12 protein-coding genes are annotated in these 14,232 nt (G+C 39.4%); 3 read left to right on the top strand and 9 right to left on the bottom strand.

Annotated elements, in window-relative coordinates; all coding sequences use genetic code 11:
* Positions 1-443, top strand: a 443-nt coding sequence (locus tag QME45_13140; protein MDI6619590.1) for a transposase, incomplete at its 5' end; no start/stop codon positions are given.
* 303 nt (positions 444-746) lie between these two features.
* On the opposite strand, the gene QME45_13135 is transcribed toward QME45_13140, so the two are convergent.
* Positions 747-2,528 (bottom strand): ABC transporter ATP-binding protein, encoded by a 1,782-nt coding sequence (locus QME45_13135; GenBank protein ID MDI6619589.1) that lies wholly within the window; start codon positions 2,526-2,528, stop codon positions 747-749.
* Complete coding sequence (locus QME45_13130; protein ID MDI6619588.1) at positions 2,529-4,277, bottom strand: ABC transporter ATP-binding protein; 1,749 nt, start codon at positions 4,275-4,277, stop codon at positions 2,529-2,531.
* 147 nt (positions 4,278-4,424) lie between these two features.
* Here QME45_13130 and QME45_13125 point away from each other — a divergent pair, with 147 nt between their 5' ends.
* Positions 4,425-5,276: an AraC family transcriptional regulator gene (locus QME45_13125; protein MDI6619587.1), complete on the top strand. Its 852-nt coding sequence runs from the start codon at positions 4,425-4,427 to the stop codon at positions 5,274-5,276.
* A 47-nt stretch (positions 5,277-5,323) separates the two neighbouring features.
* Here QME45_13125 and QME45_13120 read toward each other — a convergent pair whose 3' ends face one another.
* The 5 genes from QME45_13120 to QME45_13100 form a co-directional block, all read right to left on the bottom strand.
* Positions 5,324-6,535: an enolase C-terminal domain-like protein gene (locus QME45_13120; GenBank protein ID MDI6619586.1), complete on the bottom strand. Its 1,212-nt coding sequence runs from the start codon at positions 6,533-6,535 to the stop codon at positions 5,324-5,326.
* 232 nt (positions 6,536-6,767) lie between these two features.
* Positions 6,768-7,556 carry an SDR family oxidoreductase gene (locus QME45_13115; protein ID MDI6619585.1) on the bottom strand — a complete coding sequence of 263 codons (789 nt, stop codon included), beginning with the start codon at positions 7,554-7,556 and terminating at the stop codon, positions 6,768-6,770.
* A gap of 57 nt (positions 7,557-7,613) precedes the next feature.
* Complete coding sequence (locus QME45_13110; GenBank protein ID MDI6619584.1) at positions 7,614-8,489, bottom strand: carbohydrate ABC transporter permease; 876 nt, start codon at positions 8,487-8,489, stop codon at positions 7,614-7,616.
* Positions 8,490-8,508: 19 nt separating this feature from the next.
* On the bottom strand, positions 8,509-9,435 hold the full coding sequence (locus QME45_13105; protein ID MDI6619583.1) for a sugar ABC transporter permease: 927 nt from the start codon (positions 9,433-9,435) through the stop codon (positions 8,509-8,511).
* 100 nt (positions 9,436-9,535) lie between these two features.
* On the bottom strand, positions 9,536-10,936 hold the full coding sequence (locus QME45_13100) for a sugar ABC transporter substrate-binding protein (GenBank protein ID MDI6619582.1): 1,401 nt from the start codon (positions 10,934-10,936) through the stop codon (positions 9,536-9,538).
* A gap of 185 nt (positions 10,937-11,121) precedes the next feature.
* Here QME45_13100 and QME45_13095 point away from each other — a divergent pair, with 185 nt between their 5' ends.
* Positions 11,122-12,063: a cache domain-containing protein gene (locus tag QME45_13095; protein ID MDI6619581.1), complete on the top strand. Its 942-nt coding sequence runs from the start codon at positions 11,122-11,124 to the stop codon at positions 12,061-12,063.
* Here QME45_13095 and QME45_13090 read toward each other — a convergent pair.
* Positions 12,060-13,787, bottom strand: coding sequence for a sensor histidine kinase (locus tag QME45_13090; protein MDI6619580.1), 1,728 nt, complete (start codon positions 13,785-13,787; stop codon positions 12,060-12,062). The genes QME45_13095 and QME45_13090 overlap by 4 nt on opposite strands.
* 7 nt (positions 13,788-13,794) lie before the next feature.
* The coding region (locus QME45_13085) for an AraC family transcriptional regulator (GenBank protein MDI6619579.1) at positions 13,795-14,232 on the bottom strand (438 nt) is incomplete at its 5' end.

Raw genomic sequence — 14,232 nt, 5'->3', positions numbered from 1 at the left:
CAGGATTTGTCATGAGCCTGTTCGGCAACAACACTGAAAGCGCCAGAAGAAACTATATACAGCTTGTATACAGGTACAACACTGAAAAATATAAAAATGAACTGGAGTTCAAGAATGAAGGAACCGAATACAGAAGCGGCAGGACCATACTTGTGAGGGACATTTCACCTGACAGCATAACCATGTTTATAGCTAAAAAATTCAACATATCAGACATAGAAATAAGGATAAAAAACTCAAAAGAGAACATGGATGCAAAGTCCATGCTGGTTGTCCTTATGAGGTGTTTGTGCAACTATAAATGCACGGATATATCGAGAATCATAGGTAACATAACTGAGTCGTCGATTTCCATGTTGAGCAGCAGGGGCATAGGCCTTATAAGCAAAAGGAAAGAGTTTAAAGACATAATAAGAGAATTTATCAGCGAATACGCAGCTTGATGCAAGACAGCATATACAATGAAGCCATTCCGATATGGATATACAGACTCAAAATCTTTTTACAAAATAAACTGTTCTTTTGTCTTATAAAAAGTAGACAGGCTATATAATCATGAGTATACAAACCTAACATACCATGAATATATAGCCATATTATCGACATTTCCATATTCAAGAATAAAAATCAATATAGGAACGGGATAAGCACAGCATAATTCAATTATTTTTGCTTAACCGTCCCCAAACTTGCAACCTCAACTCCCAACTTTTGCTTAACCGTCCCTAGCGTTTGCTTAACCGTCCCTATATCGCCTCAAGCAGGTTATACTGTTCACTATATAGTTTCCAGTATGCACCTTTCTTCTTCATAAGTTCATCGTGAGTGCCCTCTTCGACTATCCTTCCATAATCGATGTACATAATCCTATCCGCATTTCTGATAGTTGAGAGCCTGTGTGCCACTATAAAGGATGTCCTGCCGCGCAAAAGCCTCTGCAGCCCCTCCTGCAGTGCCATTTCGGTTTTCGTATCTATGCTCGACGTGGCCTCATCGAGTATAAGTATCCTCGGATCGGCAAGAAGGGCACGTGCGAAGGAAATAAGCTGCCTCTGGCCGACGGAAAGTCTTGTTCCCCTTTCGTTGACCTGCGTCATATACCCATTTTCCATTTCCATTATAAAGTCATGGGCTTTTACGGCTTTTGCCGCTGCTATAACTTCTTCATCGGAGGCATCAAGCTTTCCATACCTTATATTGTCCATTATCGTTCCTGAAAAAACGAACGAGTCCTGAAGCATTATGCCCATCTGGCTTCTAAGTGATTTCAATGTCACATCTTTTATATCTGTTCCGTCGATCAGTATGTTTCCATCCTTAACATCATAAAACCTGCTTATCAGGCTTATTATCGTAGTTTTTCCGGCGCCTGTGGCCCCGACGAGGGCTATGGTCTCACCTCTTCTAACCTTGAAGTTTATATCATAAAGTATCTGGCGTCCTTCATCGTAGCTGAAATTTACATGCCTGAACTCTAAATCTCCCTTTATAGGAGGCATTTCAACTGCACCTGGCAGATCCTTTATGGTGACTTTTTCGTCCATCGCTTCAAATATCCTTTCAACATATGCCATCGCATTTATTATCTGGTTATAGAAGTTTGCAATATTATTTATAGGTGCCCAGAATCTCCAGATATACCCTACAAATGCGATAAGCACACCTACGGTTACGCCCTTACCTATCCATGATACGCCAAACAAATATACAAGCGATATGGTGAGGATGGATATATTATCAACAGAAGGCCCCATCAAAAACTGTATTTTTACGGCCTTCATCCACGATTTTCTGCAGCTGTCGCTCTGGGTACCGAAGATTTTCAGATTCTCCTTTTCCCTTACGAACGATTGAGTAACTTTCATGCCTGAAATACTTTCGTGTATATATGCGTTAAGGTTGGACTGCTTGCTGCTTACCACCTGCCATGCTTTACGCTGGGCATTTTTTATCAGAAACACGGCTCCAACAAGTGCAGGAATTCCTACCATGCATATAAGCGTCAGTTTGACATTAATAAGCATCATAAACACTATTATAAATACCAAACTGGATATATCGGTTATAAAGTTTATGATACCGTTTGATAGCAGATCGCTTAATGAATTAACGTAGTTTACAACCCTTACGAGAATCTTGCCGTGGGGCCTGCTGTCATAGTACGTAAAGGGAAGCTCCTGCAGGTGCACAAACAAATCCTTTCTTATATTATAAATAACATTTTGTCCCATGACGGACATTATCCTTATTTTGTACTTTAAACAAACGGCACTTATCAAAAGCGTCAGTAAAAATATCCCTGATAATTCTATAATGCCTTTTATATCCTTATTCGGGATTGAATTATCCAGTGCGATTTTTAAAAGGTAAGGACCTGCAAGGTTTGCAATACTGGATGAAAGCATCAGAAATATCGTAAAATAAACCTGGCGTTTATAAGGTTTAACATATCCTAAAAGTCTTTTGAAACTTTGAAAATTAAACTCTTCTTCCAGTTCCTCATCTATATCAAACTTATTCCTTGCCAATTAGACAACCTCCCTTTTGCGTGCCTCATCGAAGTTTCCGGCTTGATTCATATATACATTATAGTAGTAACCTTTCTTTGCGATAAGGTCCTTATGCTTTCCCTGCTCTATTATTTTTCCATCACTCAGAACAAGAATCAAATCTGCATTTTTAACTGCTGAAATCCTGTGAGCTATTATAAAAGTAGTCTTGTCTTTATAATACGATTTCAATGTTTTGTGTATATGATGCTCTGTCTCGATATCGACACTTGATGTCGTATCATCCAGGACCAAAATTGAAGGATTCTTTAAGAGCGCCCTTGCAAGCGCTATCCTCTGCTTTTGCCCGCCAGATAACCCTACACCCCTTTCGCCTATGATAGTATCATATCCTTCGGGGAAACTCTCTATAAATTCATGGGCATCGGCAACATTTGCCGCCCATTTTACATCATCCATTGTTGCATTAGGCACACCGTAGGCTATATTCCCTTCTATAGTATCCGAAAAAAGGAATATATCCTGCATGGCAATGGCTATGCTGTCTCTCAATTTCTTTATTTCCATATCCTTGACATTAATCCCGTCGATCAATATCTCTCCTTCATTGCAATCATAAAATCTGGCTATAAGACTTACTATGGTTGACTTTCCGGAACCTGTCGGTCCGATGATCGCAACTGTCTGTCCCGGCTTTACAATAAAGTTTATATCCTTTAACACAGGTTCATCACCATAGCTGAAGCTTACATTATTAAATTCCACTCTGCCCTTAATGCTTTCCTTATTCACAGGAAGTTTTTTATTTTTTATCTTAGGCTGGGTCCTCAAAATTGCCGATATCTTATCGGCGGATGCCATGAACCTTTGCGCGTCGTTTGTCAGCCAGCCCACCATACGCATGGGGTTATTTATCGCAAATATCAAACTGTTAAATGTAACAAGTTCCCCTATGGTCATCCGTTTGTTTATAACCATTATTCCTCCGACCAATACGGTAACAACCGCTAATACTCCGCCCAGAGAATCGAGAGCAGGCAAATATTTTTCCCACACCCGCGCGGATTTTATATTGCTGTTTCTATAAGCATCATTCTGCTTTGTAAACTTTTCAATCTCATAATCTTCCTTTGCAAATGCCTTTACGACCCTGTTTCCACTGATATTTTCCTGTACAACCGAGTTCAATCTCGAGTTCTGTTCCCTGACATCTGCAAATGTCGGCCTTACATTAGCAGACAGAAGATATGCTAGATATCCGGTAAGAGGAGTCAAGGCAAGCAATATTAACGTAAATTTAAAGTTAATCGAAAACATAATTATAACTGCAAAGATAAAGATAGCGCTGTTTTCAAAGGATGCATAAAGAACCCATGCGATAAAATGCCTTACCATCTCAATATCACCGGTCATCCTGGTCATTATGTCCCCTGTCCTGGTATTGTCAAAGTACTCGAAGTCCAGCTTCTGCAGTTTTGCATATGCATCTTGACGTATATCATAGATTACACCCTGCGATATCACCTCGAAGTTTAATCTGAACCTGTATGCTAATATCGACTTTACCGCAGTAACTCCTATCATTATCCCTAATATTCTCGAAAGTAAACCTGTATGGCCGCCTCTTATAACATCATCTACGATCTTACCTGACAAATATGGAGAAACCATATTCATAAGCGAACACATAAGAACCAACAAAAGGCTTACAATCAATCTTACCTTGTATTTCTTTATATACTCCCATACCCATTTTATGTCTGCCACACTTATCACCCCTGAAATATCTCAATAAATTTTTCAACTTACTAATTATGATGTATAATATTATAAAGTAAAATGTATTATCTTAACTATATGATGTATATTTTTATATATAATTATTTATTTGATTTAATGTTTGAGGTGGTTTTAATGTGCGATCCAGCAATAACTCCTGAAAATTTCAATCTAAGGGTACTATATATATTCAAAAAAAAATTTAATGACGAAAACATAACGAAGCTCCACAGCCACGATTTCATTTCCCTCGCCTATGTTTTATCCGGAAGCTGCACATATAATATAAATGACACGCTGTATAAAGTTGGCAAAGGGGATATAATCGTATTGAATTCGGGGGTTAAGCACGAAAAGATTATAGCGACCGGAGAGGAAATAATGGAATTCCATATAGGATTTAATAATTTGTTTGTAAAATCCCTGCCAAGGGGAAATATTATCGACAGCAACATTTCACCTGTATTCAATTATCCGAAGTATGAAGAGGACTTCTTTAAATGCTGCAGCGAGATATTAGCTGAGCAGGAAAAGGGCGGACCAATGTCAGAACTTATGCTTAAGGCCCTTGTAATGAAGTTTATCGCTATATTCTTTAAGGCTCTTTATTCCAATGAAGAATGTATCGAAGGCACTACCTTCAGCTTTGAGCCGGGAGACAAAGCCGGGATAACAAAAGCGATCATTTCATATATTGATGAAAATTATATGAAGGAAATATCTCTGGATAAAATAGCTAGAAACATGTATTTAAGCCCTGTTTATATAAGCAAGATTTTTAAAGAAGAAACAGGCGAATCGCCTATAAACTACCTTATAAAGATCAGGCTATCCAGGGCAAAAACCCTTCTCGAGGAGGGCCATCACAGCGTAAAAGATGTTGCAAAGAGTGTCGGATATGCCGATGCATATTATTTCAGCAAGCTATTTAAAAAGTATTACGGCTATCCGCCTTCTGAATGTATAAAAAAGCAGCCTCATATATAGCGAGGCTGCTTTTTTGCACTAAGTTTTATTCCACAGCAAAGTTTATTTTACGGACATACAGAGGTTCCGTCAGGTATCCTCGTCAGCGTCCACCGCGGAAGGTCTTCACTGCACGGATATTTGGCAGCCTTTTTCTCATCGATGTCGATGCCTAAGCCTGGCCTGTCGTTAGGGTATGCAAAGCCTCCCTTTAATTGCGGACATCCCGGGAATACATCTTGAAGCTTTTCTGTAAGGCTGCTCCATTCCTGTATCCCAAAATTATGGCAGCTCACATCTAAATGGACGTTAGCGGCAAATCCTACTGGCGATACATCGCCAGGGCCATGCCATGCCGTCTGAACTCCAAAGGCCTCACATAACGCAGCTAATTTCCTGGCAGGGGTAATGCCCCCTATCTCGCTTATATGCACGCGTATATAGTCGATCAGATGGTTTGATATCAAATTCACCCATTCATTCGGATTATTAAATAGTTCGCCCATGGCAATCGGGGTGGTGCACTGCTGCCTCAACATTTCAAGCCACCGGCTCTGTTCAGGAGGCAGTGGGTCTTCCAAAAAGAACAGCCTGTAAGGCTCTAATTCTTTTGCCAACCGTATCGCTTTAATGGGCACCAAACGTTCATGGACATCATGCAATAGTTCTACATCAAATCCCACTTTCCCTCTCAAATATTCAAAAAGCTTAGGGATACTCCTTGCATAGGCATCAGGATCAAAATAGCTGCCCGGCAGTGTATTTTCAGGACTGTTAAGCTTTGCAGCATGTCCCCCATAACCCCCCATCTGTACGCGGATGTAATGGTATCCCTGCTCCATAAACTGACGCACATGTTCCTCCACTTCAGATTCATCCCTGCCATCCGCATGCCTGTAAACCGCAGCAGCTTGGCGGCACTTACCACCTAGCAACTGGTACAGCGGCATGCCTGCCAGTTTGCCCTTTATATCCCACAGGGCCATATCAACTCCCGATATGGCATTATTGAGCACAGGCCCATTGCGCCAATAAGCGCTCACCATGGCTGTATGCCATATGTCTTCAATTCTCTGGGGATCCTTTCCAATCAAAAAGGGCTTTAAATAATCATCGACGGCACACTTTACAGCAAGTGGCCTTTGCGTAAACGTGGCACATCCCAATCCGTATAATCCCGGTTCACTGGTCTCCACTTTGATGACTATTAAAGAAATTCCCTCCGGCGCTGTAAGGATAACTCTTACATTTCTGATCGTTAGTTCCGGCACATTAATCATCCTCTCATAAATAGTTATATTCGATAAAAAGTGTATAAAGATTATCTGAAGAATATTATGGAAAGAGCAATTAGCGGAAAGTCTTTAGAGTCTGTTAACTTTAGTTCGGGATTAGCAGAATCAATGTTTGAGCTAAGATAAGTCTTGATTCTGCCCTGAACAAGTTTACAGACTCTATATACTTAGAGCTTAGCGATTGGAATAATATTCTTCAAATATAAAATATACGCCTTCAGATAAAATATTGTTTACCATCATAAAGTGCCCGCATCATGGGTATATTCAACCCGCCATCAATCCTGAGGGTTGCTCCCGTAATATAATCCGCATCGCAAGATGCAAGCCAGACAACTCCCTTTGCTACATCGACAGGTCTACCCGAACGCCTTAAAGGTATCGACTTATCGGTTCCTTCTACAAAGGCCTTTCGTTTTCCTTCAGGCTCAACTAACTGGATGCGTCCGGGTTCAACGGCATTTACCCTTATGCCATACGGAGCCAACTCATAGGCCATGCTCTCCGTAGCCCTTGCAAGTGCCGACTTCATGGAGCTATAAACTGAATCTCTATCGTTTACTCTTTCCTGATGCACTGATGTTATATTTATGATGCTTCCCTTCGTTCCGGTATCTACCATAAGCCGTGCAGCCCGCTGTGCACAAAGATATGCTGCCCTAAAGTCCAATTTATAACACCGTTCCAATTCTTCAAAAGGCATCTGCAAAAACGGTCCCGATATGGTAGCGCCTGCATTGTTGACGAGAACATCCAATCGTCCCATGGTTTTATATGCATCATCCACCACTTTATATGGCACATCCTCACAAGTAAGATCGCCAGTAACTATCTGCGCTTTCCTTCCCATCTGCATTATCTGCCCGGCTAACTGCGCCGCGCCTTCAGGCTCCTTCCTGTGATGTATTACGACATCATAGCCGTTTGCAGCAAATTCCAGCGCTATTGCCTTTCCGATGCCTCTGCCGGCACCTGTAACAAGAGCTACCCTATTTTTGTTTTCCATGACGGTTTAATCGCTTCCCTCATTATTTATATAAATACATAATATCTCCGGTTTCCATTATCCCTTTATTCCGCTTAATGTAAATCCCTGCATGATGTATTTCTGAAAAAACAGGAAAAGCAATACCGGGGGTACTATGGCTAAAGACAGCCCGACAAATTGAATATCCATTGAAGCCGACCTCATATTGAAAATTGCGACCATTATTGTCTGAACGCTCTTATCTTTCAATACCATATACGGCCAGAACCAGTCAGCCCATGTACCGTTTACCGTAAATATCGCAATTGTCATCAAGACCGGCCTGCTGAGCGGTAAAATGATTTTGTAAAATATACCAAAGTTGGACGCTCCGTCTATCCTCGCCGCTTCTACGAGAGATTGAGGTATCCCGTCAAAAAAGCCTTTAAAGATTATGACATTAAACGCGCTGGCACCCGCCATCATCCACATCGGCCAAAATGTATTGGTAAAGTTTACATGAAGAACAGGAAAGTCTATTATATTTTTAAATACCGGAACCATACCTACGGTATTCGGCAGCATCATCGACCATAATATCAATGAAAATATAACGGCGCTTCCCTTCGGCTTCAATTTTGAAAGAAAATACCCCAAAGCTGCATTAAATACTAAAGAAAAAAACAATGAACCAGCCGTTACTCCAAATGTATTTATATAATACAGTAAAAAATCGTAATCTGTCCATACCTGCCTTATTTTCCCTATATCGAATGTTTTCGGTATCAATGTGGGCGGTATGGCATAAAACTCCTTGATATCCTTTAAACTTGAAAGGATAAGCCACAACGGCGGTACAAAACAAACCAGCGCCACTAAAATCATTATAGCAAAAAAAATCCAGTATACAATCTTGACACCAGGTTTTTTAAAATCCAAAGTGTTTATTATTCCACCCGTACGAGACTCCATGAATATCCCCCCATCCTTTTTATTCCTCATCATTGGATTTATTGAACTTAAAGTATATCATCGTAAGAATCAGCAGTATTATGAATGTTATTACGCAAACCGCCATCGATCTGCCCGCCTGTATATATCTGAATGCGTAAAAATAGCTGCTCAGCATAAGCGTCATCGAAGCATTGTTGGGCCCGCCCTCCGTCATCGTCAGCGGTTCTTGCATAACCCTGAATACTCCCATGATCTGCAAAATCAGCAATATCTTTATAACAGGCATGATGCTTGGGATCGTGATATTCTTTATTTTCGACCATATGCCGGCGCCATCGATGGATGCAGCCTCATATAATTCGGGGTTTACACCCTGCAAGCTTGCCATATATATAAGTGAAGTACCTCCAAAGCCTCTCCATGTCATCGTGATGACAATCAGCGGAATGGTCAGATGAGCGTTCTGCAACCATTGGGAATTTGCCAGCCCTAAATGTTTAAACAGCATATTCAGCAGTCCGCCCTGCCCCGGGTCAAAAACATATGTCCATAGCATCGCTGCCGCAACTGCCGGCACCATCCCCGGAAAATAAACTGAAAATCTGAAAAAAGATTTAAGATGGCGCATCTCGTCTATAATTACGGCTATGATAATCGGCACCAAAAACCCGATTATCAAAGACCACCCCACATATATAAATGTATTCGTGATTGTCTGCCTGAAAATGGAATCGCTTATAACATCCCTGTAATTCTGCAGCCCTATGAACTTGACTGCATTGTAACCCTTCGTCTCAAAAAACGATAATACAACCCCTGATACAAGAGGCTGCCAGTTGAATACGATAAAAAATATAAGGCTGGGGACAATCAGCAGCCATGATGATATATTATTTCTAATGCTTATCAATAAAGGTTTCCGCCTTTTCGGTATTAAACCTCCATCGCTTATCGGCAAATTCATATTTTCACCATCCTTATTTATAATGGGCTGTCCCAAAATCAAAATTTATTTTAATTTTGGGACAGCCTCGAAATATTATAAATTCAAACTATAAATCGCTTTATTTATTGATCTTATCCAAATAATCCCTCTGGAAATCTGCTGCCGCTTTATTTAACAAATCCTTTGGATCTGAATTCTTGTTCGTTAAAACAGCCTGAACTACGCTGTCGAGCCTCTTATATAACTCCTGGCAGTTATATGAAGGCTCCGGCTTTATCGTCACACCCTCGTTTTTCATATAATCTTCCCAAAGCTTCATATCGACGTTCGTATACTTATCCCTTACTTTCTGTTCCGCATCAGATCTTTCTTTATTCACCCATACGGGCAGAACATATGGTCCAACAGCATGTCCCTTTTCTTTATCATTTTTATATGATGTTTCCATATTATTTAAACCATCTTCCGATAATTTGGGTGAAAATCCCGTAAACTCCAGCCATTTAAACGCCGCATCTATCTGCTCGGGAGTGCTGTTTTTAGAGATCATATTCAAACCTCCGCCCATCTGTGAGAACCTTCCCTTAGGCCCTGCAGGCAGTGAACACACGGCAAAATTATCCTTGCTTATCTTATACTTGTCAATAGTACCGTTAACCCAATCTTTTGAACCAAAAGACATTCCTACCTGATCTGTACCAAACAGCTTAAACATTTCATTGACATCTGTCAGTATATTGCTCTGCAATCCATTATATTTCCACTTAAGATCTTTTAAATACTGCAAAGCTTCCACTGCCTCAGGGCTGTTGAATACCGCCTTCCATTTGCCGTCGACTTCCTGCTCGAAATCAGCTCCATAGGACCATGCGATATTTAAAAATAGCCAGCCTCCCTGATTGTTTGTAGTCGGAAAAAAGAATCCGGATTTTCCTGTTTTTTCTCTGATCAACTGGGCATCCTGAGCCAGTTCATCGTATGTCTTGGGGTATTTTGGAAGGCCGTTTGAATCTACCAGTCCTGCTTTCTTAAATATATTCATGTTGATCCATATCCCCACATAATAACCACCCGTAGGGATACCATATATCTTGTTGTCCTTGCTGCATATTTTAAGCATGTCGGGGTTAAGTGCCTTGTCAAACCCGTATTTGTTCATATACTCTGTAATATCGGCTGCGTAACCTGCATCTATGATCTTTTGCGGCTCTGTAAACCATGTTACAAATAAGTTAGGCAATTGCCCGCTTTCAGCTTTTGGCACGAATGTATTCGTATCATAACCATATGTGTCGGCTTTTATGGTGATGTCCTTGTACTTTTTTTCAAATTCCTCTTTAAACTTATTCATCTTGGGCAAATTTTGATCCTTGGGGTCGCTCGGCCAGTTGCCGACTGCCAAAGTGATTTTCTTGCTACCGCTAGTGGAGCCTTCATTTGTGCTCTTTGGTACACAGCCTGTGAGAAACACAGACATTAACATAATGCAAAGCAACGAGATAGATATAACCTTTTTCATACTAATTCCCCTCTCCGTAAAATTAAATTTTGATCTTTATATAAATGATAGAATTCTCATATGGATAATAAAATGCTGCTGGATTGTTACTTTGTTTGAAGATTTGCTCAATTTATAATATAATAATAATGGCTATTGGAAGGGAGGTATTTTTAATATTTAAGCATTTAACGAAAAGGATTTTTTTGATATCGATAATATCCATTACATCATTGACTTTATTAGTCGCATGGGTGTCATTCAACTGGTCAAAAAAGATATTATATCAACAGTTCGTAAAGGTTTCCTCAAATTATTTTACAGGAAGCAATAATAATATTTCGCAATTTTTAAACGGCATAGCCGAATTGTCAAAGCTTATTTCCGCCAATCCGGCTTTGGTTTATACACTTAAAAATGACCGATTTGTCCCTGGAACCGATCAGATATTGAAATCTACTGCCTCAGGTTTGAATTTGGATGTGGTGGGCATAGCAATCTACGGCAAAGGCTATTCATATTCATCCATATCGGGCATGACGCCCCTTGACACATTGCTGAAAAATCCTGCCATAGAGGACTTTTCGATGAGCCCTGAAAAAAACTCGCTGTGGGTTTCAAGATATAAGGATATATCACTTCTGTACAACGATTCAATTGATTATAGAGACGGAGTGCTGTCATACTTGCTGAAAATGTATGACAAAGAGAAAAATGTCGTCGGATATGCCCTCGTGGATATCGATGTTAAAACTATATTCAATTTTTTTGACAATCAAAACAGGATCTTCGATGGAAACAGCATATACATAATAAGGGACAAAGAAGATGTGCTGCCATCGCCCTATAATAATTCCAGTGAGAAAATATCCGGTGCCGATCTGAAAAAAGTGAAAGATACAAAAGGGTATTTTGTATCTTCCGATGGGAAAAAACTTATATTATATGATAATGTTGCAGACATGGATATTAAGACAGCGATGGCTATCCCCATAAAGAATGCTTTTGCGAAATCCACTGAATACATAGGTATATTCATAATATTTACGGCGGTATTTTTTGTCTTCTCCATTTATATAGCCTGTGCGCTGGATAAGAGCATTACAAGACCATTGACTCATATATATTACAAAATGAAATCTTTTTAAGTAGGGCTGGAACTTTTTATTTTGACTATAGCTTTCGTACCGCTTCCTATTTTGCTGTATATATTTATTCCATAACTGTTGCCATATTCCAGCTTTATTCTTTCATCCACATTTTTTATGCCATAACCTCCGCCTCTGTATGATTTAGCGACATTATCGGCCATTTTAGGGTCAAATCCTATTCCGTCGTCATAAACCTCAAATGTTATATCATCACCGGTTCTATAGCCTCTTATCTGTATATGCCCTTTGCCCCTTTTTTCGCTTAAACCGTGAGTTATGGCATTTTCAACAAGAGGCTGTAGGATAAGCTTGAGTATCTTTATATTTTTTATATCATCGGATACATCGTATGATACGTCAAATTTTCCGGGAAATCTCACCTGCTGTATATTCAAGTAACTTGCTACAAGCTTGATCTCTTCATTTACTGTAATAAATTTTTCCCCTTTATGCAGGCACAGCCTGAAAAATGTGGCTAATGCTATAACCAGGCTTTCAATATCGAATTGGTTTTGTACTTTAGCCATCCAACCTATGGTGTCGAGTGTGTTATATATAAAATGCGGGTTTATCTGGGCCTGCAGTGCCGTCAATTCCGTCTCCCTCTGCCTTTCCATCGCTTCCTTATTCTGCTCGATTAAATCGTTTATCCTGGTAACCATGTCGTTAAAGCTCTTTTCTATTACCCAGAGTTCGTCCTTATTGCCAAGCTTGAACAAGCTTACATCAGCGCTGTTTTTTCCGAAAGTTCTTAGCTTTTTATTCAGCCTGGAAAGGGGATCTATTATATTTCGGGATAATAAATATGCCAAAAACAGAGAAAAAATGATTATTATTGCTTGAAATACAGCGGCGAATATATTTATTCTTCTTATATTTTTGAACAATACCCCGTCCGATATTATGCTGTACATTTTCCAGTCGATTCCCAAACTTTTCAGATCGTCTCCCATGTCGTACATGGTTATTATGGTATTATTGCCGTTATATTTTAATATCTTGTAATACTCATTTTGAGAAAAATCAAATGTGTCTTTGTCAAATATCCTATCGCCTATAATGCTTTTATCCGGATATGATATAATATATCTGTCATGCTCGACTAAAAATGAATAGCCCCAGTCCTTTATCATGCTGTTATACATATTAAAAAGAGAACTTTCTTTTATATATATAACCATATACCCTATGCTTTGGCCGGTGTAAAAATTATAGAACTTTCTGCCGTTTAGAATATAAGCATTGCCGTCATCATCTTTTTTTATGGAGCCCCATTGAGGGACGCTGCTTCTCAAACTCTCAACATACTTTTTGTCTGGAGGCTCTATATTTTGTTTATCGCCATAAAAATATACATTCCCGTCCTTGCCGATTATATATATATATCCTATTATATTCTTGTTTATCACCTGATTGTCTATTATATTCTTTAGCCCCTGCTCCTTCGAATCGTAAGAGGATTTCTTGTCATTCAGCAGAATATATATATCGCTGTTTATAAGCAACCTTGATGCAAACATATTTACCTGATCTATCTGCAGTTTGAGATTTCTCTCAATTTCGCTTTGAGATATGTTAATATATCTGAAAAGATAATCCTTTATAACATTCTGAGTAATAATTTTGTATGATTGAAAAATAATTGTGGCAGATAATGTTAGCACAACAAAGAAGATCGCAAATACCCTCTGTCTTATCTTAAGAAAACGCAAATTAAACACGTAAGCTCTACCTTTCGTATATGGAATTTACGCTGTACTCCTTCGGAGTCATTCCGGTAATCCTTTTAAATACCTGGCTAAAATATCTCGAATCATTGTAACCCACCATCATCCCGACTTCATACACCTTATACTTTTTATCCCTTAAAAACTGCTTGGCCTTTTTTATCCGGTACTCTGTTATATAATCCCTGACGGTTATGCCTGTAATCTCCTTGAAAATATGGCACAAATAATACTCGCTGATATATAAGGCATTTGCAAGCGTATTCAGTTCAATATCTTCATTATAATGATTTTTAATATACTCCATAGCCTCTTTTGTCTGCGCGTTGGCGGTATTTGCCTTGAAATTCCTCTCCTGTTTTAACAAATTAATAAAATCATCTGTTGTGCTACCTGACAAATTACTGGTAAAAGGAATATTATACCAATATCTATGGAT

Source organism: Clostridiales bacterium, from assembly GCA_030016385.1.
Classification (GTDB): domain Bacteria; phylum Bacillota; class Clostridia; order Clostridiales; family Oxobacteraceae; genus JASEJN01.
The sequence above is the reverse complement of the archived record's forward strand: the minus strand, read 5'-3'. Positions and strand labels throughout refer to the sequence as shown.